Consider the following 19,064-nt stretch of genomic DNA (forward strand, 5'->3'; position numbering starts at 1 on the left):
GAGCGCGTCACGGGCGCTGGGCCGGGGACTCCGTGCGGGACGGGTCGCGCTCGGTGACCGGTTCGACGATCTCGTCGATCGCCTTGAGCAGGTCGGCGTCGAGCTTCACGCCGGCCGCCTTGACGTTGTCGTGCACCTGCTCGGGGCGGGACGCGCCGACGATCGCCGAGGAGACGTTCGGGTTCTGCAGCACCCAGGCGATGGCGAGCTGGGCCATGCTGAGCCCGGCCTGCTCGGCGAGGGGCTTGAGCCGCTGCACCCGGGTCAGGACCTCGTCGGTCATCCACTGCGCGATGAAGCCCGCGCCGGACTTCTCGTCGGTGGCGCGGGAGCCGGCCGGCGGCGGCTGGCCCGGCTGGTACTTGCCGGACAGCACGCCCTGCGCCATCGGGGACCAGACGATCTGCCCGACGCCCAGCTCCTCGCTGGTCGGCACCACCTCGGCCTCGATGACCCGCCAGAGCATCGAGTACTGCGGCTGGTTGGAGACCAGCGGGATGCGCAGCTCGCGGGCGAGCTGGTGGGCCTCGCGGATCTGCGACGCCTTCCACTCCGAGACGCCGATGTAGAGCGCCTTGCCGGAGTGGACGACGTCGGCGAACGCCTCCATCGTCTCTTCGAGGGGGGTGCTGTAGTCGTACCGGTGGGCCTGGTAGAGGTCGACGTAGTCGGTGCGCAGCCGGCGCAGCGAGCCGTTGATCGACTCCATGATGTGCTTGCGGGACAGGCCGCGGTCGTTACGACCCGGCCCGGTCGGCCAGTACACCTTCGTGAACAGCTCGATGCCCTCGCGCCGTTCATTCTCCAGCGCCCGGCCGAGGACGTCCTCGGCGCGGGTGCCGGCGTACACGTCGGCGGTGTCGAAGGTGGTGATGCCGGCGTCCAGGGCGGCCCGGACGCACGCGAACGCCGCCTCCTCCTCGACCTGCGAGCCGTGGGTGATCCAGTTGCCGTACGAGATCTCGCTGACCATGAGGCCGGAACGGCCCAGGTGTCGGAATTCCATTCCCCGACCCTAGCCCTGGCGCGGCCGGCGGCGCCCGGGCGGGGAGACAGGTCGTGGACGCGGTCAGATCACCGGCACGGTGTCGGTGAGCAGCCGGTCGATCTCGGCCACCACCTCGCCCCGGTCGGGGTGCACCGGGTCGATCAGCGGTTCGCCCCGCCGGTCCAGCGCCCCCCAGCGGCCGGTGCCCACGGCGACCAGGAACGCGACGGGGTGCACGACCAGCGCCGGGTGCACCGGCGGTACCACCACCCGCCCGCTCCGGTCCACCACGCCGTACCGCCCGGCCACGTCCACCACGGCCAGGCCCTCGTCGGTGAAGCCGTCGACGTGCCGGCCGTCGGCGAGGGCGGTCGCGAACCCGTGGTAGCGGGTCGGCACCACGATCCGGCCGGTGCGGTCCACCGCTCCCCAGCCCTCCCGGCGGACGGCGGCGACACCGCGCCGGAACGGGCGTACCTCGGCGAAGCCCGGCGGCACGACCACCTCGCCGGTCGTGTCGATCGCCCGCCAGCCGCCGGGCTCGCCGCGCGACACCCAGGCCAGCCCGTCGGAGAACGGGCGGACCGCCAGCCAGGACGGCTCCAGCACGATGGCGCCGGTGAGGTCGATCAGCGACCACCGGTCGGTCGTCGGCCGGCGGACCCAGGCCACCCCCTCCCGGAACGGCTGCGCCTCCGCGTACTCCGCGGCGATCACCAGGTCACCGTCGGGGTCGGTGTAACCCCAGCGGTCGCCGTCGCGCGCGGGCACCGGGGGCCGGTCCCGCTCCAGCAGCTCCTCCCGGCTCCGGGGGTACGGCCCGAAGCCCGTCCCCGCGGCCCGCTCGGTCACCGCGTCCAGGCTCAACCGGACCCGGGTCAGCAGGTCGGGGTCGGCGGCGCCCCGCAGGTTCAGCGCCTGCTCGAAGTGGTCGCACGCCTCCATCAGCCGGCCCTGGTCGAAGCAGCACCGCCCGGCGTGCTCGTGCAGCGCCGCCCGTAGCCGGTCGGGCAGCTCCGGCGAGTTCGCCTCGGCCAGGAGCCGGTCGGCCTCGTCGTACTCGCCCCGCCACCGCAGCACGTGCGCCAGCCGCGCCTGCGCCAGGGCCGTACGCCGTAGCTCGCCGGTCGCCTCCGCGTACGTGAGGGCGAGCCGCCCGTCGGCAAGGGCGTCGTCCAGGTCTCCGACGATCCGGGAGACCACCGCCCGCAGGCTGAGCAGCCGGGCGCGGGACCTGTTGTCGACGGCCGTGCCGAGCTTCTCGGTGAGGCGGCGACGGATCACCCGGAACTCGTCGGGATCGGTGACGATCTCGCGCAGTGTCGCCGGGTCCAGCTGCCAGCGGTAGCTCGCGAGGATCTGCTCGGGATCGCCCTGTGCCGCCGACCGCGCGCCGGCCGGCGCGGCGTCGCGGTGCGGACCGGGTCCGTCCTCGGCCTTGTGCGGCGACGCCGCCACCCCGGAACCGGCCGATCCGGTCCCGGCAGGCGTCGTGTCGCTGGTGCCGTCGGGGGTTGCCGGCCGATCCTGGTGATTCCCGGTCCCCGGAGGGGCTGCTTCCTCCCCCGATCTCGTTGCCTCGACCGCAGGGGGTGACGCCGGCTCGGCCGGGACGTTGTCGTGCGCTTCCGACGTCGGGTGTGGAACGGTCTCGCCCGCGGGCGTGGTCGTCGGGTCGACGGTCGGGGTTTCCACGATCGGGGTTTCCACGTGCGGTGGCTCCACCGCCGGGCCGGCAGGGTCGACCGCAGGCTCGGTCGTCGCGGCCGAGGCCGCATCGGTGGGGGACGGCGCCGGGACCGGGTGGTCCGTGTCCGGCCGCCCGGCCGCATCGGCGGCCCGGTTGCTCGGTTGATCGGTCGGTTCCGACGGAAGGGCGGGGTGGGGGATAGCGGAAGTCGACACCGGAGGCGTGACCGGCGTACCCGCCAGGTCGCCGGCCGGCGGTGCCGAGACGGGGGCGGCCGGTGGTGCCGGAACCGGCGCGGGAGCGGCCGCGGGTGCCGTTACCGGGTCGGTGGACGCGCCTCCGTCGCCCGCCGGTGGTGCCGACACCGGCTGGGCGGGCGGCGCCGAGACGGGCTGTGCGGGCGACGCGGAGACGGGCTGGGCAGGTGGTGCCGAGACCGGTCGCGCAGCCAGTGGCGCCGACTCGGTGCTGGGCGAGGCGATCGGCTCGGTGGGCGGTGCGGCCAGCGGTGGGATGGGGGCCGTTGCCTCGGCGGCAGGCGGGGCCGGTGGCGTGGAGACCGCGTGGACCACGGGCGGGGCCGTTGCTGGCTCGGGGACGGCCGGGACGGTGGGCCTCGGTAGCGCCGGGTCCGGTGTGGTGGATCGGACCGCGTCGGCCGCCGGTGGTGCCGACACCGGCTGGCTTGGCGGTGCCGAGATCGGCTGGGCGGGTGGCGCCGAGACCGGCTCGGTGGGCGGGGTCGAGACAGGTCGGGCGAGTGGCGGCGGGGGATCGAACGGCACCGAGTCGGACGGCACGGATCCGGACGTCATGGAGCCGACGGCAGGCTCGTCGCCAGGGGGTGCGGGCGGCGTGGACGTCTCATCCGCGTCGGCGGTCCTGGCGGACTCCGCCGCGCTGGCCGGTCCGGGGACCGGCGGGGTCGCGGCAGCCTCGGCCGGCGAGGTCGGCTGCGTCGGAGCCGGATCGGCGGGCGGTGCGGCCGACCCGAACCAGGCGACCGGGCCGCTCCGTTGCGGGGTCTCCGCGCGCGGCGGCTCGACGGCGGGCGGATCCGACGGCGGTGGCGGCACGTACCGCCGTGGATTCCAGGGCGTGATGGTCGGCGTCGTGCCCGCGGCATTGTCGGGCGTCGGTCCGGTCGTCGCCGGGCCTCCGTGCGTCGACCCCGGGGACGTGGCGTCCGGCCGGACGTCCTCGGGCAGGGTCCCGTGTTCCGCTGCCGTACGGAACTCCATCCGGGGCCGATCGGTCGGGGGCACCGGGACCGGGGTCGCGCCCTCGGGCGAGCCGGGACGCCGATCCGCCCAGAGGTCGCCGCGCTCCGGTGCCGACTGCCGGTCGACGGGAGCCTGCGGCGCGACGGGTCCGTGCGGGTGGGGCGCGGGCGAGACGGGCCGGTCGGGGCTGTGCGGGGCGGGCGCGGTGGTGCGGGGACGGTCGACGGGGTGTCCGCCAGCCTCGGGGGCGACCGGGCGGCCGAGGTCCTGCCGCTGCCGTCCGTGCTCGACGGGAGCCGGCGACACCGGCCGGCTGGGCGTCCCGGGGTGGTGGCCGGGCGCGGGGGAGACCGGCCGCCGGTCCGGCCCGTCCGCGCCGGCGGCGAACGGATCGGGCCGGCGGTCGTGCCGGTCCGGGTTGGACGCCGGGGAGACCGGACGGTTTGGGAGCGGGCGGTCCTGGCCGCTCGGAACCGGTGCCGGCGAAACCGGCCGCGCCGGCGGCGGAACCGGCATGCCGGGGGAGACGGGTCGGCCGGGTGCGCCGGACACGGGCCGGTCGTGGGCCGGGGACGGCGGGACGGACACCGGCGCGCCGGCGGGGCGGGCGCCCGCCGCGGGGTGCACCTCGTCGTACCGCGCCGGTCGGCCGTCGTGACGCGGCCGGTCGGCGGGACGGGGCGGGTGGTCCGGGCGCTGTTCGCCGTGGGCGGCGTCCCGGTCGAAACCGGGGCGCAGCGGGCCGGGCGGCGGCCAGGTCAGCCCGCCGTCGGGCCGCCGGTCGGCCGGCGGACGCTCGGCGCGGTACCGGTCCGCCGGCCGGTCGCGGCCCGGCTCGGCGGGACGACGCTGCGGATGCCCCTCCGCGCGCGCCGCCGCCTCGCGCGGGCCCCAAGGTCCCTCCTGCTCCGGACGACGACCACCGCGCTGCGGCGGCTCGCCGTACGCCCGCTCGGGATGCGGCCAACGGTCGGCCTGGCCGTACCGCGGTCCGTCGCCGGAACGGTCCCACGGTCCCTCGCCGGCGGCGTCCCGTCGCCGGTCCGCCGGTCGCTGCGCACCCGCCGCGCGGGGGCCGCGCGGGTCGTCCCCGGCGCCGTCGCGCGGCCGGTCGGTGCCGTGGCCGCGGGACCTCTCGGCACCGGGGTCGCGTGGACCGTCAGGGGCGCGGTCGCGGGGGCCGTCGACGGCGCGGTCGCGTGGGCCGTCGGTGCGGTCCCACGGGCCGGTGAACGTGTGGTCCCGCGGTCCGCCGTTGCGGCGGTCCGTGGACTCCTCGGCGGGCCGGCCCCGGTCGTCGGACCCCGACTGTCCCCACGGGTAGCGCGTGCGGCGCTGCTCCGGGCCGCCCCGCTGACCGGCGTCGGGAGACTCGTGACCCCGGTGCCGGTCCTCCTCGGTCTCCCGCAGCCAGCCCAGGTCCGCGTGCCCCGCCGGGGAGACGGGCCGGTCCCGTCCGGCCGGCTCGTGCCGGGGGCGGCGGTCGTCGTACCGGCCGGACTCGTCGTAGCGGTCACGGCCGTCGGCCCGGCGGGCGTCGGCGCCCCACCCCGGGTCGCCGCCGGGCCGGCCGTTGCGCTGCTCCGGCCGCTGGCCCCGGGTCCGCTCGTCCGTCCTGGTCGGATCGCCGGCCGGACGACGGTACGCCTCGTCGCCGGGGCGCCGGTCGTCGCGGTGACCGCGCCAGCCGTCCGGTTCGTCGTCCCAGGACCGGCCGAGGTACGTCCCGTCGGCGTGGGTCGGCGCGAGCGGCGGCACCTCGGCACGGCCGACCACGGCGGCCCGACCGCGCGGGGCGGGCGGCGGGGCGTGCTCGATGCCGATGTCACCGGGGTAGCGCTGGCCGGGGAACTGGGGGCGCCACTCGTTCGTCGGCTCGACCACCCAGGAGGGCTCGGCGGGGTCGTGCCACCGGTCGCTGTAGCCGCGACTCATCCGCACGACCTGTCGTCGGTGCGCGCGGCGGCGGGGTCGTGCCCCGCCCGGGCGGGCACGCCGGACCGGCCGGCGGGCGTCCGCTCGCTCACGGCCGCGCCCCGGTGGCCGGCTCGCGTCCGCTCGCTCACGGCGATTGTCACCTCGTTGCACATTGTCGCGCTGGGCACCCCACCTGCCGGTAGAGTCCCCCGTTCCGGCACGGCGTAGCTGCGGATGGAGGGTAACGGCGTGGGCTCGGTCACCGCCACTGCGGCACCACCCCCGGGCCCCAAACGTTATCCTATGGTTCCGGACATTTAAGGCTATAACCGGTTCGGGCTTCCGGCGTTACGCCACCTACCGCCAGGCCTCCCTCGCCGGGCTGGTGACCAACGTCGTCTTCGGGTTCCTGCGCTGCTACGTGCTGCTCGCGGCCGCCGGCGCGGCGGGCACCGTCGCCGGGTACGACCGGGGCCAGCTCGCCACATTCGTGTGGGTGAGCCAGGGCCTGCTCGCCGTCGTCCTGCTGTGGGGCTGGACCGAGCTGGCCGACCGGATCCGCTCCGGCGAGGTCGCCGCCGACCTGCTCCGGCCGGTGCACCCGGTCACCGCGTACCTGGCCGCCGACCTGGGCCGGGCCGGGCACGCCGTGCTGGTCCGGATGCTGCCGCCGGTGCTGGTCGGGCCGCTCTTCTTCGAGGTCCACGTGCCGTCGCGGTGGGCGACCGGACCGCTGTTCGCGGTGTCCGCGCTCGCCGCCGTGGTGCTCTGCTTCGGCTGCCGGTTCCTCGTCAACGCGACCGCGTACTGGCTGCACGACGTCCGGGGCGCGATGATCCTCTGGACGGTCTGCTCCGGGGTGCTCGCCGGGCTCTACTTCCCGCTGCGCTTCCTCCCGGAGTGGCTCCAGGTCGCGCTCTGGCTGGGCACCCCGTTCCCGAGCCTGTTGCAGACCCCGCTCGACGTGCTGGTCGAGCGGGACCCGACCGGCGTGCAGGTCGCCCTGGTCGGATTGCAGGTCGCCTGGACGGTGGTGATCCTGGCCGCCTGCCGCTGGGTGCAGCGGCGCGCCGAGCGCCACCTGGTGGTGCAGGGTGGCTGAGCCGACCCGCCCCGGTGGCACCCTGGCGGCGTACCGGGCCCTGCTCGGCGCGCAGGCCCGCTCGCAGGCCGCGTACCGCACATCGTTCGTCGTCGACGTGCTCGGCAACGTCGGCTCCACCGTCTTCGACGTGCTGACCGTCCTGGTGATCTTCGGGGTGACCCGGGAGCTGGGCGGCTTCACCCTCCGCGAGGCGATGGTGATCGTCGGGCTCGCCACCGCGGCGTTCGCCACCGCGGACCTGCTGGTCGGCAACATCGAGCGACTGCCCCGGTACGTGCGGACCGGGCTCTTCGACGCGGTGCTGGTCCGCCCGCTCGGCACCCTGCCGCAGCTCCTGCTGATGGACCTGCCGCTGCGCAAGGTGTCCCGGGCGGTGTTCGGCCTGGCCGTCCTCGTCGTCGCGCTCGGCTCGGCCGGCATCGACTGGACGCCGGCCCGGGTGGCGCTGGTGGTCGTCGCGCCGCTCGCCGGGGTGGTGTTCTTCGGCTCGGTGTTCGTCGCCACCGCGACCGTCTCGTTCTGGTGGGTCGACTCCGGTGAGCTGGCCAACGCGGTCACCTACGGCGGGCGGGACTTCACCGCGTACCCGATCACCGTCTACGGTGGATGGTTCCGCGCGCTGTTCGCGTACGGTCTGGGTTTCGCCTTCGTGAGCTACCACCCGGCGCTGGCGCTGCTGGGCCGGGCCGACCCGCTGGGCCTGCCGGCCGCGGTGGGTTGGGCCGCGCCGGCCGTCGCGCTGGTCGCGGCGACGCTGGCGGCGGCGGCCTGGCGCACGGGTGTCCGTCACTACCGGAGTACGGGATCATGACCGACGTGATCGTGGCCGAGGGGCTGCGCAAGGAGTTCTCCGTGCGGGTCCGGGCCGGCCGGTTGCGCCGGGAGAAGCGGCGGGTGGCGGCTGTCGACGGCATCGACCTGCGGGTGGCCCGGGGCGAGATGCTCGGCTACATCGGCCCGAACGGCGCCGGCAAGTCGACCACGCTCAAGATGCTCACCGGCGTGCTGATGCCGTCCGCCGGGGAGGTGCGGGTGTGCGGCCTGCGCCCGGTCGCCGAACGCACCCGGCTCGCCCTGCGTATCGGGGTCGTGTTCGGGCAGCGCTCGCAGCTGTGGTGGGATCTGCCGCTGCGCGACTCGTTCGCGCTGCTCCGGCACGTCTACCGGGTGCCCGCCGACGCGCACGCGGCGCGGCTGCGGCGGTGCCGGAGCCTGCTCGACCTGGACGCGTTCCTGGACGTCCCGGTGCGGCAGCTCTCGCTCGGCCAGCGGATGCGCGGCGAGCTGACCGCCGCGCTGCTGCACGGGCCGGAGGTGCTCTTCCTCGACGAGCCGACGATCGGCCTCGACGTGGTGAGCCGGCAGGCGGTACGCGGTTTCCTCGCCGAGCTGGGCCGGGCGGGCGACACGACGCTGGTGCTGACCACCCACGACCTCGCCGACATCGAGCGGCTCTGCGGGCGGCTCGTCGTGGTCGACCACGGGCGGGTGGTGCACGACGGCTCGATCGCCGAGCTGCACCGGCGGTACGGCTCGCGCCGGCTGCTCGTCGCCGACCTGGACACCGCGCCCGTCCTCGCGCCGGCGCTGCCGGGCGCCCCGCTGGAGCGGGTCGAGGCCGACGGGCACCGGCTGGTGTACGCGTTGGAGTCGGCGGGTGTGGCGGACGTGGTGGCCGCCCTCGCCGGACTGGGCGCGCTGCGCGACGTCTCGATCGTCGAGCCCGACATCGAGGACGTGGTGGCCCGCCTGTACCGGCGGGAGGATCAGGGGTGTTCCATCACCAGCACGGCGAAGGTGCCGGGGGCCAGCGCCTCGTAGCGGTGCGGCACGTCGCCGGGGAACGTGGCGTAGTCGCCGGGCCCCAGCTCCACCGGCGCCTGCTCCGGTCTGCCGGCCTGGGCGACCGTCGCCATGTCCGTGCTGGTGTACGCGGGCGGGTTCGCCGGCTGGGCCCGGCCGGCGGGCGTGCTGGTGGGCGTGCTGCTGGCCTGGCGTCGGGCGCCGTTCGTGCTGGTGGTGCTCGGGGCCGCCGGCACCACCGCGCTGCTGCGGCTGCTCGGCGTGGCGTGATCCGTCACCCGGGCCCGGAACGACGACGGCCCCTCCCCGCGGTGCGGGAAGGGGCCGATTCGTCGAGGGTCAGATCGGGTCGCCGATGTTGACGCGCGGCGCGGGGGCCCGCATCCGGCGGAACGTGATCGACCGCATGATCGCGTAGAGGTAGAGCGAGCCCATCCGCTGCCCGGTGTTCGGGAAGCGCTCGCGGACCAGCTTCTTGATCTTCCGCGAGATCAGGATCGAGTCGACGATCACGCCGAACGCGAGCGCGCCCCAGAGGATGTTGGAGGCCAGCTGGATCACCGGGGGCATCGCCTGGTTCGAGCCGATCAGCACGACCAGCGCGCCGCCGAAGAACCAGGTGCCGACCGTACGCCGGGAGTCGACCACGTTGCGGGCGAGCAGCCGCTCCGGCCCGCGGTCGCGGGGGCCGCCCTCGCGCCGGAACTCGGAAGCCGCTTCGGCGCGCAGTTGGCGCCGTCGCTCCCGCTGCTCCTCCTTGGTCAGCGGCTTCGTCGCCGCGGCCGGACGGCGGCCCGCCGTCGGACGCTTCGGCGTCTCGCGTCCCTTCGCGGCGGTGTAGCCGCGGGGACGGGCGGAGGTGTCCTCCTCGGGGGTCACCGGGGCGGTGGCCTCCTCGACGAGGTTGGCGGACTTGCGGCGAAACAGCGACACGCGGCAAGGGTAGCCAACGGCCGGCGCCCGGTGCACATCGCGGTGCACCGGGCGCGGGTGAGGAGAGTTACGGCCGCTCGACGTGCGCGCCGAGGTCGGCGAGCTTGGCCTCGAAGTCCTCGTAGCCGCGGTTGATCAGGTCGACGCCGTACACCCGGGAGGTGCCCTCGGCGGCGAGCGCGGCGATCAGGTGGCTGAAGCCGGCCCGCAGGTCCGGGATGACCAGTTCGGCGGCGTGCAGCTTGCTCGGCCCGGCGATGACCGCCGAGTGCTTGAAGTTGCGCCGGCCGAAGCGGCACGGCGTGCCGCCGAGGCAGTCCCGGTAGACCTGGATGTTGGCGCCCATCGAGTTGAGCGCCTCGGTGTAGCCGAGCCGCTGCTCGTACACCGTCTCGTGGACGATCGACAGGCCCCGCGCCTGGGTCAGCGCCACGACGAGCGGCTGCTGCCAGTCCGTCATGAAGCCGGGGTGCACGTCGGTCTCCAGCGCGACCGACTTCAGCTCGCCGCCCGGGTGCCAGAACCGGATGCCGCCCTCCTGGCCCGGGTCGCCCAGCTTGGGCGGCCGGGCGTCGGTCACCTCGTACTCGCCGCCGACCGAGCGGAAGATGTTGAGGAAGGTCATCATGTCGGCCTGCTGCGCGCCGAGCACCTCGACGTGGCCGCGGGTCGCCAGGGCGGCGGCCGCCCAGCTCGCCGCCTCGATCCGGTCCGGGATGGGCCGGTGGGTGTAGCCGTGCAGCTTCGGCACGCCCTGGATCTCGATCACCCGGTCGGTGTGCACCTTGATGATCGCGCCCATCTTCTGCAGGACGCAGATCAGGTCGATGATCTCCGGCTCGACCGCCGCGTTGCGCAGCTCGGTGACGCCCTCGGCCATCACCGCGGTGAGCAGCACCTGCTCGGTGGCGCCCACGCTCGGGTACGGCAGCGCGAACTTGGTGCCGTGCAGGCCGTTCGGCGCCGACAGGTGCAGGCCCTCCGGCCGCTTGTCGACGGTGGCGCCGAACTCCCGCAGCGCCTGGAGGTGGAAGTCGATCGGGCGGGGGCCGATGTGGCAGCCGCCCAGGTCCGGGATGAACGCGTGCCCGAGGCGGTGCAGCAGCGGCCCGCAGAACAGGATCGGGATCCGGCTGGAGCCGGCGTGCACGTTGATCTGGTCGGTGCTGGCGCTCTCCACGTTCGCCGGGTCGAAGACGAGCTCGCCGTCCTCGTCGCCGTCGGAGACCTTGACCCCGTGCAGGCCGAGCAGCCCGCGGACGACCTCGACGTCACGGATCTTCGGCACGTCGTACAGCCGGCTCGGGCTGTCGCCCAGCAGAGCGGCGACCATCGCCTTCGAGACCAGGTTCTTCGCGCCGCGGACGCGGATCCGCCCTTCCAGCGGAGTGCCTCCGTGTACGACCAGGACGTCGTCGGTCAACGCAACCTCCAGCGCGTCGGGTGGTGCCGTGTCGATGAGGGGGCGGGACGTCCTGCTACCCAGGATGGCGGTGGCCGTAACCGGGACGCCCGCGTGTCGTCGCCCCGGCAGCATAGCCCTCGGTGACGAGAATGGACCCGGTCACATCGCCCTCAGGGGCACTTATGGGTGATCCCGCACCATCCGGTACCAAGGCCGCCACGGACGGTGATCAGATGGTGCTCGGCGGCGGGGTGTCGGCCCCGGGGAGGGCGAGCATCTGGTCCAGCGCCACCCGCGCGTGGTGCGCGGTGTCCGCGTCCACCGTGATCTGGTTGACCACCCGGCCGGCGACCAGCTCCTCCAGCGCCCACACGAGGTGGGGCAGGTCGATGCGGTTCATCGTCGAGCAGTAGCAGACGGCCTTGTCGAGGAACATGATCTGCTTGTCCGGGTTGGCCAGCGCCAGCCGGCGGACCAGGTTCAGCTCGGTGCCGACCGCCCACGCCGAGCCGGCCGGCGCGGCCTCGATCGTCTTGATGATGTACTCCGTCGACCCGACGAAGTCGGCGGCGTTGACGACCTCGTGCCGGCACTCCGGGTGCACCAGCACGTTCACGCCCGGCACCCGCTCCCGCACGTCGTTGACGCTGTCGAGGGTGAACCGGCCGTGCACCGAGCAGTGGCCCCGCCACAGGATCATCTTCGCGTCGCGCAGCTGCTCCGGGGTGAGCCCGCCGTTCGGCTTGTGCGGGTCGTAGAGGACGCAGTCGTCCAGCGAGAAGCCCATCTCCAGCACCGCCGTGTTCCGGCCCAGGTGCTGGTCGGGCAGGAAGAGCACCTTCTCACCCTGCTGGTACGCCCACTCCAGCGCGCGCTTCGCGTTCGACGAGGTGCAGACCACGCCGCCGTTGCGCCCCACGAAGCCCTTGATGTCCGCCGAGGAGTTCATGTAGGTCACCGGGACGGTGCCCTCGGCGATGCCGAGGTCGGTCAGCACGTCCCAGGCGGTCTCGACCTGCGACAGCACCGCCATGTCGGCCATCGAGCAACCGGCCGCCAGGTCGGGCAGGACCACCTTCTGCGCGTCCGAGGTGAGGATGTCGGCGCTCTCCGCCATGAAGTGCACGCCGCAGAAGACGATGAACTCCGCCTCCGGCCGCGCCGCGGCCTCCCGGGCCAGCTTGAACGAGTCACCCGTCACGTCGGCGAACTGGATCACCTCGTCGCGCTGGTAGTGGTGGCCCAGCACGAACACCTTGCTGCCCAGCTTCGCCTTCGCCGCCGCCGCGCGCGCCACCAGGTCCGGGTCGCTCGGCGCCGGCAGATCGCCCGGGCACTCGACGCCGCGCTCGGTGGCGGGGTCGCTGCCCCGACCGAGCAGGAGCAGTGCCGTGGCGGTGTTGGAAGGTTCTACCCAGGTCGACGTCACGCACCCCATGGTCCCACAGCACGGACGCGCCGCCGCCTCCACCGGTGTGTGCTGCCACACTGCTCGGCATGCGCGTGCTGCTCTGTCCCGACAAGTTCGCCGGCACGCTGTCGGCCCCCGACGTGGCCGCCGCCGTCGTCGCCGGCTGGCACGAGGTGGCCGGCGGCGACGAGCTGCTCGTGCGGCCCCTCGCCGACGGCGGCCCCGGATTCCTGGACGTGCTCGCCGACGCGCTGGACGCCCGCCGGGTGCCGGTGCCGACGGTCGACCCGCTCGGCCGGCCGGCGGCCGGTGAGATCCTGGTCACCGCCGACGGCACCGCCTACGTGGAGAGCGCCCAGGCGTGCGGCCTGCACCTGCTCACCCCGGCCGAACGCGACCCGAAGGCCACCACCTCGTACGGGCTCGGGCTGCTGGTCGCCGCCGCCGTCGAACGCGGCGCCCGGCAGGTGGTGATCGGGCTCGGCGGCTCCGCCACCAACGACGCCGGGGCCGGCATGCTCACCGCGCTGGGCGTGACGCCCCTGGACGAGGCCGGCCGGGCCCTGCCGTACGGGGGAGCGGCGCTGGCCGCCGTCGCGGCGCTGGACGGCGTACCCCGGCTGCGCGACGCCCGCCTGGTGGCCGCCACGGACGTCGACAACCCGCTGCTCGGGCTGCACGGCGCGAGCAACGTCTTCGGGCCGCAGAAGGGCGCCGACAAGGCCGACGTGCTGCTGCTCGACGCCGCGCTGGAGCGCTTCGCCGGTGTCCTGGAGCGGGACCTGCCCGGCTGCCCCGCCGGGCTGGGCGCCCTGCCCGGCGGTGGAGCGGCCGGCGGGCTGGGCGCGGCCATCCTGGCCCTCGGCGGCCGGTGCGAGTCCGGCATCGGCCTGGTCACCCGGGCGATCGGCCTGGACACCGCGCTGGACACCGTCGACCTGGTGATCACCGGCGAGGGGTCCTTCGACCACCAGTCGCTGCGCGGCAAGGTGGTCGCGGGGGTGGCCGGCGCCGCCCGGGACCGGGGGGTGCCCTGCGTCGTGCTGGCGGGCCGGGTGAGCACCGGCCGCCGGGAGGCCGCCGCCGCCGGCGTCACCGAGGCGTACAGCCTGGTGGAGCACTTCGGCGGGGAGGAGCGCGGCGGCGTCGAGGCGGCGATGGGCCGCCCGGCGGAGGGCCTGCGGGCGCTGGCCGCCCGGCTGGCCCGGCAGTGGAGCCGCTGACGGACGGGGCTGGTGGGGCGCGGGTTGCCGGCTGGACGCCCGACCCGCACGTCCGGGCCGCGCCGCCCAGGTGACCGCGGGCGAGGAGGCATACAATCGGAAACCGGACCACAGTGGGAATCGCTGACCGGCGGGCGACGTTGGCCAGGACGACCACACCGTACGCGTGCAGGGAGAATTCCACGTGACCACGCCAGCGCAGACCGAGTCGACCGAGGCCAAGGCCCCCACGACCGTCATCCTCACCGACGTCGCGGCGCAGAAGGTCAAGGCTCTGATCGAGCAGGAGGGCCGTGACGACCTGCGGCTCCGCGTCGCGGTGCAGCCGGGCGGCTGCTCCGGCCTGCGGTACCAGCTGTTCTTCGACGAGCGGTCGCTCGACGGCGACGTCGTCACCGACTTCGGCGGCGTCGAGGTCGTCGTCGACCGGATGAGCGCCCCCTACCTGGCCGGCGCCACCATCGACTTCGCCGACCGGATCGACGCCCAGGGCTTCACGATCGACAACCCGAACGCGGGCAGCTCCTGCGCCTGCGGCGACTCGTTCAGCTGAGCCTTCCCGACGGCGGGGCCGTCCCTCGATGACGAGGGGGACGGCCCCGCCGTCGTGTGTCCGCGCCCTGTGCGGGAGGTGGCCGGTGCCCGACCGACCGGTCACCTCGCGGTGGACGGAACGGTAGGCTGACCGGCGCCCTGCTCCCGACCCCCGAGGGTTGACATGAAGATCGCCGTGACGGGCTCGATCGCCACCGACCACCTGATGAGCTTCCCCGGTCGGTTCGCCGACCAGTTCATCGCCGACCAGCTGCACAAGGTGTCGCTCTCCTTCCTGGTGGACGACCTCGTGCTGCGCCGCGGCGGGGTGGCCGCCAACATCGCCTTCGGCATGGGGCAGCTCGGCCTGCGCCCGGTCCTGGTCGGCGCGGTCGGCGCCGATTTCGCCGACTACCGGTCCTGGCTGGAGCGGCACGGCGTCGACTGCGACTCGGTGCACGTGAGCGAGGTCGCGCACACCGCCCGCTTCGTCTGCACCACCGACACCGACATGTGCCAGATCGCGTCCTTCTACGCGGGGGCGATGAGCGAGGCGCGCAACATCGAGCTCGAGCCGGTCGCCCACCGCCTGGACGGCCTCGACCTGGTGCTGGTCGGCGCCAACGACCCGGAGGCCATGCTGCGGCACTCCGCCGAGTGCCGCGAGCGGGGGTACGCCTTCGCGGCCGACCCCTCCCAGCAGCTCGCCCGGATGCCCGGCGAGGACGTCGTCGCGCTGATCGAGGGCGCGGACTACCTGATGACCAACGACTACGAGAAGTCGCTGCTGCAGAGCAAGGCCGGGCTCAGCGACGAGCAGTTGCTCGACATGGTGAAGGTGCGGGTCACCACGCTGGGCAAGCACGGCGTGGAGATCGCCGGTCGCGGCATCGACCCGATCCACGTGCCGATCGCCCGGGAGATCCACGCGGTCGACCCCACCGGCGTCGGCGACGCGTTCCGGGCCGGCTTCTTCACCGCGCTGTCCTGGGGCCTCGGGCTGGAGCGGGCCGCCCAGGTCGGGTCGCTGCTCGCCACGCTGGTGCTGGAGACCGTCGGCACCCAGGAGTACCAGGTCCGCCGTGACCTGTTCGTCAAGCGCCTCGCCGAGTCGTACGGCGACGAGGCCGCCGAGGACGTACGGCCGCACCTCCTGCCGTGACGCGCGTTCTGGTCGCGTTCGCCGGGCTGCCCGGGGTGGGGAAGACCACCCTGGCGGCCCGGCTGGGCGCGGCCCTGCCCGCGCCGGTCCTGCCGGTCGCCCCGGTGCAACGGGCGCCGGCCCGGCAGGGCCTCCTCGGCGGCATCCTGACCTACCCGGGCTGACGACGGTCAGTGGCGGCGGCGGACGTCGTACGCCGGGCCGTCCGGGCCGTCGAGCCTGCCGACGAACTCCTGGCCGCGCATGCGGCACCAGGCCGGGATGTCCACCGCCGCCGCCGGATCGTCCGCCAGCACCCGCACCACCGTGCCGACCGGTAGGTCGGGCAGGCGCCGAGCCACCGCGATCACCGGCAGCGGGCAGCGCTGTCCGCGGCAGTCGAGCACCTCCTCCGGCATCGTCACAGCCCCACCACCCCCGCCTCGGCGCGCAGCCCCGCCACGATCCCGGGCAGCTCCGCGAGGAACCGCTCCACGTCCGCCTCGGTCGTCTCCCGGTGCAGCGAGACCCGTACGTTGCCGTGCGACAGAACCCCCATCGCCTCCAGCACGTGCGATGGGCGCAGCGTCGACGACGTGCAGGAGGAGCCGGAGGAGACGGCGAAGCCGCGTCGGTCCAGCGCGTGCAGCAACGCCTCGCCGTCGACGTACAGGCAGGAGAACGTCAGCAGGTGGGGGAGTCGGTGATCGGGATCGCCCACCACCTCGACGTCCGGCACCTCCGCCGCCACCCGCGCCCGGATGCGGTCCACCAGGGGCGCGAGCCGGGCGGCCTCCGTCGCCGCGTCGGCCGCCGCCGCGCGCAGGCTCGCCGCCGCCGCCACGACCGCCGGCAGATTCAACACCCCGGGGGTACGCCCCGACTCGCGCTCGTCCGCCGGCCACGGCGACTCCCAGCGGGTGCCCTTGCGGACGACCAGCAGCCCGACGCCGGGTGGACCGCCCCACTTGTGGGCGCTCGCGGTCAGCACGGACCAACCCGCCGGAACGGACCCGCGGCCCACCACCTGGGCGGCGTCGACGTATAGCGGGACCCCGGCCGCCGCGCAGGAGTCGGCCGCCGCGTCGACCGGCTGCACCGTGCCGACCTCGTGGCTCGCGGCGATCAGCGCGGCGAGCGCCACCCCGGGCGCGCGGACCGCCTCCGACCAGGCGTCGAGGTCGACCCGGCCGAGCCGGTCCACCGGCACGGACGTCGCGGTACCGCCGCCGGCCACGTGCCTCTCGGCGGCGTGCAGTACCGCCGAGTGCTCGATCGCCGAGTGCACGAACTCCGACCCGACGCGGCGCCGGCCGGTGAGGCCGCCGAGCACGGCGGAGTGCGCGGCGGTCGTACCGCTGGGGGTGAAGGAGAGCTCGTCGGCTCGCACACCGAGCGTGGCCGCGGTGGCCTCGCGGGCGGCGTCGAGCAGTTGGCGGGCGCGGCGGGCCTGCGTGTACAGGCGTCCCGGGTCGGCCCAGCCGTCGTCGAGCGCGGCCAGCAGCGCCTGCCGGGCGACCGGGTGCAGCGGCGCGGCGGTCGCCGCGTCCAGGTAGACCGGGGAAGCGCTCACGGAAGCCCACGCTATCGCGCCGTCCGGCCCGTGATCTCCCCGATGGGGGCGGACAGCGACCCCAACACGGTCCAGCCCGTCATGGTCGAGTAATCTGCGACCGTCGGTGACGCCTTTGCCGCCGGTGCTGTCGCTCCGCCCCGCGGAGCCGGCAGACAAGACACACACCGCGGCGCGCTAGGGAGGCAGGACCAGGTGGTCGCAAGGAGTTCGGAGGTACGGCCGTCGGCCGTACGACGCAGCGCTTCCCCGGGAGCCGGTGGGCGCCGGGCGCGGGGTGCCGGTCGGCTCGCCGGGCTCGGTCTCGGCGGAGCGGCGCTGCTGCTCCTGCTCACGGGCTGCGACGTCGGTGGCACGTTCGCCGGCTTCGGGTGGCCGCAGGGCGGCATCACGCCCGAGGCGCACCGGATGTACGACCTGTGGATCGCGTCGTGCATCGCGGCGCTCGCGGTCGGCGTGTTCGTGTGGGGCCTGATCTTCTGGTGCGTGGTGCGCTACCGGAAGCGGGGCAACGAGCTGCCGGTGCAGACCCGCTACAACATGCCGATGGAGTTCCTCTACACCATCGCGCCGATCCTGATCGTCTCCGTGCTCTTCTACTACACGGCGGTCGTGCAGACGGACGTGGTGAGGACGACGAAGAACCCCGACGTCACCGTCGAGGTGGTCGCCTTCAAGTGGAACTGGCAGTTCAACTACCGCGACGGGCAGGGCCCGGAGGCCAACACGGTCGCGTCGGTCCTCGGCACCAGCGAGGTCATCCCGGTCCTCGTGCTCCCGACCGACCGGTCCATCCGGTTCGAGGAGACCAGCCGCGACGTCATCCACTCCTTCTGGGTGCCGGAGATGCTGTTCAAGCGCGACGTCTTCCCCGGCAAGATCCGCAACGTCTTCGAGGTCTCCAAGCTCGACGAGGAGGGCGCGTACGTCGGCCGCTGCGCCGAGCTGTGCGGCAGCTACCACGCCTTCATGAACTTCGAGCTGCGGGTCGTCTCGCCGGAGAAGTACGACCAGTTCCTCGCCGCGAAGCGGGAGGGACGGTCGACGCAGGAGGCGCTGACCGCCATCGGCGAGGAGCCGTACGCGACCAAGACCTTCCCGTTCGAGACCCGGCGTACGCAAGCGAACTTCAACCCGGCCAACGCGTCCGCCGGCGCGGGCAACTGAGGGGGCAGGTATGAAGACCGAGTGGCGCATCTTCCTCGTCATCGCCGGATTCCTGCTCTTCGCCACGTTCCTCTACGGCGGTTGGACCGCCGCCGCCGACTCGGGCCGGGTCGAGTGGGTCGGCACCGTCGGCCTGCTGCTGAGCTTCCTGCTCTGCGCGATGTGCGGTGGCTTCTTCTGGTTCGTGTCCCGCCGGATCGACCTGCGTCCGGAGGACCGGCCGGACGCGGAGATCTTCGAGGGGGCGGGCGAGGTCGGCTTCTTCAGCCCCGGCAGCTACTGGCCGTTCGGCCTGGCGCTCTCCGCGTCGATCGCGGGCCTCGGCCTGGTGTTCTGGCAGTTCTGGCTGCTGGGCGTCGGGATCGTGGCGGTCGTCTTCGCCGCCTGCGGCCTGCTCTTCGAGTACTACAGCGGCACCCGGCGCACCGCCGAGCACTGAGCCGCCACCCGTAACGCACGCGGAGGCCCGCTTCCCCGAGGGGAGGCGGGCCTCCGTTGTGTGCACCGCGCGCCGCACCCCGGCGGCGCCTCCGCAGATCTTGCGGTGCTGGTCAGGCGGCCCGGAGGTGGATGGCCGGCGGCCGGCGGCGGGTGGCCAGGCGCGGGGCGCGGAAGGCGAACGTCGCGATGAGCACGGCCGCGCCGCAGCCGGTGCAGATCAGCTCGGGGCAGTCGGTGCCGTGACCGTCGACGCAGGACGGGGCCTCGAACGGCTGCACGCCCTCACAGACGTCGCAGTGCATCTCGCGGGTCGACACGGGCGGCTCCTCTCGCTGCGGCTCCGCCGACGGGCGACCGGGGCGGAGAACTACTCGCCTGTAGTTTTCCACGCACCCCCGACAGTCGCCCGCGCGCACCGTCCACCCCGTCATGATCGACACGATGCCCGTGGCCTGGCCCCATCGGCGTGCCTCGGATACCGCGATGCCGCCGGCACGGAGTGGATCAGGG

The 19,064-nt window shown here is 74.5% G+C and carries 18 protein-coding genes and 1 pseudogene; 10 read left to right on the forward strand and 9 right to left on the reverse strand.

The window, feature by feature from the left end:
* Positions 1–7: 7 nt before the first annotated feature.
* Both ACTMS0_RS07150 and ACTMS0_RS07155 read right to left on the reverse strand, forming a co-directional pair.
* Positions 8–1,006 carry an aldo/keto reductase family protein gene (locus ACTMS0_RS07150; RefSeq protein ID WP_441154303.1) on the reverse strand — a complete coding sequence of 333 codons (999 nt, stop codon included), beginning with the start codon at positions 1,004–1,006 and terminating at the stop codon, positions 8–10.
* Between the two features lie 63 nt (positions 1,007–1,069).
* Positions 1,070–5,836: a WG repeat-containing protein gene (locus ACTMS0_RS07155; RefSeq protein ID WP_441154304.1), complete on the reverse strand. Its 4,767-nt coding sequence runs from the start codon at positions 5,834–5,836 to the stop codon at positions 1,070–1,072.
* Between the two features lie 367 nt (positions 5,837–6,203).
* Between ACTMS0_RS07155 and ACTMS0_RS07160 the strand changes: the two genes are divergently transcribed.
* The 3 genes from ACTMS0_RS07160 to ACTMS0_RS07170 are packed head-to-tail and all read left to right on the forward strand — an operon-like array spanning position 6,204 to position 8,744.
* Positions 6,204–6,920 carry an ABC transporter permease gene (locus tag ACTMS0_RS07160; protein WP_441154305.1) on the forward strand — a complete coding sequence of 239 codons (717 nt, stop codon included), beginning with the start codon at positions 6,204–6,206 and terminating at the stop codon, positions 6,918–6,920.
* Positions 6,913–7,734 (forward strand): ABC transporter permease, encoded by an 822-nt coding sequence (locus tag ACTMS0_RS07165; protein ID WP_441154306.1) that lies wholly within the window; start codon positions 6,913–6,915, stop codon positions 7,732–7,734. The genes ACTMS0_RS07160 and ACTMS0_RS07165 overlap by 8 nt, the downstream gene beginning before the upstream one ends.
* A complete protein-coding gene (locus tag ACTMS0_RS07170) occupies positions 7,731–8,744 on the forward strand; it encodes an ABC transporter ATP-binding protein (protein WP_441154307.1) in 1,014 nt (337 codons plus the stop codon). Before ACTMS0_RS07165 ends, ACTMS0_RS07170 begins: the two co-directional genes overlap by 4 nt.
* Here the strand turns inward: ACTMS0_RS07170 and ACTMS0_RS07175 are convergent.
* Positions 8,690–8,821 (reverse strand): annotated as a pseudogene (locus ACTMS0_RS07175) (DNA-binding protein); the annotation flags it as partial. The gene ACTMS0_RS07170 and the pseudogene ACTMS0_RS07175 sit on opposite strands and share 55 nt — an antisense overlap.
* Positions 8,822–8,837: 16 nt before the next feature.
* Here ACTMS0_RS07175 and ACTMS0_RS07180 point away from each other — a divergent pair.
* Entirely contained in the window at positions 8,838–8,996 is a 159-nt protein-coding gene (locus ACTMS0_RS07180) for a hypothetical protein (protein ID WP_441154308.1), read from the forward strand.
* A 69-nt stretch (positions 8,997–9,065) separates the two neighbouring features.
* Here ACTMS0_RS07180 and ACTMS0_RS07185 read toward each other — a convergent pair whose 3' ends face one another.
* The 3 genes from ACTMS0_RS07185 to nadA form a co-directional block, all read right to left on the reverse strand.
* The gene (locus tag ACTMS0_RS07185; RefSeq protein WP_441154309.1) at positions 9,066–9,659 is read right to left on the reverse strand and encodes a DUF3043 domain-containing protein; all 594 of its coding nucleotides are present in this window, start codon (positions 9,657–9,659) and stop codon (positions 9,066–9,068) included.
* A gap of 67 nt (positions 9,660–9,726) precedes the next feature.
* Complete coding sequence (gene murA, locus ACTMS0_RS07190; RefSeq protein WP_441154310.1) at positions 9,727–11,082, reverse strand: UDP-N-acetylglucosamine 1-carboxyvinyltransferase; 1,356 nt, start codon at positions 11,080–11,082, stop codon at positions 9,727–9,729.
* Positions 11,083–11,293: 211 nt separating this feature from the next.
* A complete protein-coding gene (gene nadA / locus ACTMS0_RS07195) occupies positions 11,294–12,493 on the reverse strand; it encodes a quinolinate synthase NadA (protein ID WP_441154311.1) in 1,200 nt (399 codons plus the stop codon).
* A 68-nt stretch (positions 12,494–12,561) separates the two neighbouring features.
* Here nadA and ACTMS0_RS07200 point away from each other — a divergent pair, with 68 nt between their 5' ends.
* From ACTMS0_RS07200 to ACTMS0_RS07215, 4 genes are all read left to right on the forward strand, one after another.
* Positions 12,562–13,698 (forward strand): glycerate kinase family protein, encoded by a 1,137-nt coding sequence (locus ACTMS0_RS07200; protein ID WP_441154312.1) that lies wholly within the window; start codon positions 12,562–12,564, stop codon positions 13,696–13,698.
* A 184-nt stretch (positions 13,699–13,882) separates the two neighbouring features.
* Positions 13,883–14,251 (forward strand): iron-sulfur cluster insertion protein ErpA, encoded by a 369-nt coding sequence (gene erpA / locus ACTMS0_RS07205; protein WP_441154313.1) that lies wholly within the window; start codon positions 13,883–13,885, stop codon positions 14,249–14,251.
* Positions 14,252–14,416: 165 nt separating this feature from the next.
* Positions 14,417–15,394 carry a carbohydrate kinase family protein gene (locus tag ACTMS0_RS07210; RefSeq protein ID WP_441154314.1) on the forward strand — a complete coding sequence of 326 codons (978 nt, stop codon included), beginning with the start codon at positions 14,417–14,419 and terminating at the stop codon, positions 15,392–15,394.
* Positions 15,391–15,558: a hypothetical protein gene (locus ACTMS0_RS07215; RefSeq protein ID WP_441154315.1), complete on the forward strand. Its 168-nt coding sequence runs from the start codon at positions 15,391–15,393 to the stop codon at positions 15,556–15,558. Before ACTMS0_RS07210 ends, ACTMS0_RS07215 begins: the two co-directional genes overlap by 4 nt.
* Before the next feature lie 6 nt (positions 15,559–15,564).
* Here the strand turns inward: ACTMS0_RS07215 and ACTMS0_RS07220 are convergent, their stop codons facing one another.
* Together ACTMS0_RS07220 and ACTMS0_RS07225 are read right to left on the reverse strand one after the other, a co-directional pair.
* On the reverse strand, positions 15,565–15,798 hold the full coding sequence (locus ACTMS0_RS07220; protein WP_441154316.1) for a sulfurtransferase TusA family protein: 234 nt from the start codon (positions 15,796–15,798) through the stop codon (positions 15,565–15,567).
* Positions 15,795–16,946 (reverse strand): cysteine desulfurase family protein, encoded by a 1,152-nt coding sequence (locus ACTMS0_RS07225; RefSeq protein WP_441154317.1) that lies wholly within the window; start codon positions 16,944–16,946, stop codon positions 15,795–15,797. Before ACTMS0_RS07225 ends, ACTMS0_RS07220 begins: the two co-directional genes overlap by 4 nt.
* 195 nt (positions 16,947–17,141) lie before the next feature.
* On the opposite strand from ACTMS0_RS07225, the gene ctaC reads away from it, so the two are divergent.
* Both ctaC and ACTMS0_RS07235 read left to right on the forward strand, forming a co-directional pair.
* Positions 17,142–18,113, forward strand: a complete 972-nt coding sequence (gene ctaC / locus ACTMS0_RS07230) for an aa3-type cytochrome oxidase subunit II (RefSeq protein ID WP_441154318.1) — start codon at positions 17,142–17,144, stop codon at positions 18,111–18,113.
* Between the two features lie 10 nt (positions 18,114–18,123).
* Complete coding sequence (locus ACTMS0_RS07235) at positions 18,124–18,552, forward strand: cytochrome c oxidase subunit 4 (protein ID WP_441154319.1); 429 nt, start codon at positions 18,124–18,126, stop codon at positions 18,550–18,552.
* Between the two features lie 112 nt (positions 18,553–18,664).
* Here the strand turns inward: ACTMS0_RS07235 and ACTMS0_RS07240 are convergent, their stop codons facing one another.
* Positions 18,665–18,871 carry a hypothetical protein gene (locus ACTMS0_RS07240; RefSeq protein WP_441154320.1) on the reverse strand — a complete coding sequence of 69 codons (207 nt, stop codon included), beginning with the start codon at positions 18,869–18,871 and terminating at the stop codon, positions 18,665–18,667.
* Positions 18,872–19,064 lie beyond the last annotated feature (193 nt).

Origin of the sequence: Micromonospora sp. H33, assembly GCF_052068455.1 — a bacterium.
Classification (GTDB): Bacteria; Actinomycetota; Actinomycetes; order Mycobacteriales; family Micromonosporaceae; genus Micromonospora.

Excerpts from the sequence above, each read along its gene's own strand:
- ACTMS0_RS07150 (WP_441154303.1), bottom strand. The coding sequence starts at position 1,006 with ATGGAATTCCGACACCTGGGCCGTTCCGGCCTCATGGTCAGCGAGATC.
- ACTMS0_RS07155 (WP_441154304.1), bottom strand. The coding sequence starts at position 5,836 with ATGAGTCGCGGCTACAGCGACCGGTGGCACGACCCCGCCGAGCCCTCC.
- ACTMS0_RS07170 (WP_441154307.1), top strand. The coding sequence starts at position 7,731 with ATGACCGACGTGATCGTGGCCGAGGGGCTGCGCAAGGAGTTCTCCGTG.
- ACTMS0_RS07180 (WP_441154308.1), top strand. The coding sequence starts at position 8,838 with ATGTCCGTGCTGGTGTACGCGGGCGGGTTCGCCGGCTGGGCCCGGCCG.
- ACTMS0_RS07200 (WP_441154312.1), top strand. The coding sequence starts at position 12,562 with ATGCGCGTGCTGCTCTGTCCCGACAAGTTCGCCGGCACGCTGTCGGCC.
- ACTMS0_RS07210 (WP_441154314.1), top strand. The coding sequence starts at position 14,417 with ATGAAGATCGCCGTGACGGGCTCGATCGCCACCGACCACCTGATGAGC.
- ACTMS0_RS07235 (WP_441154319.1), top strand. The coding sequence starts at position 18,124 with ATGAAGACCGAGTGGCGCATCTTCCTCGTCATCGCCGGATTCCTGCTC.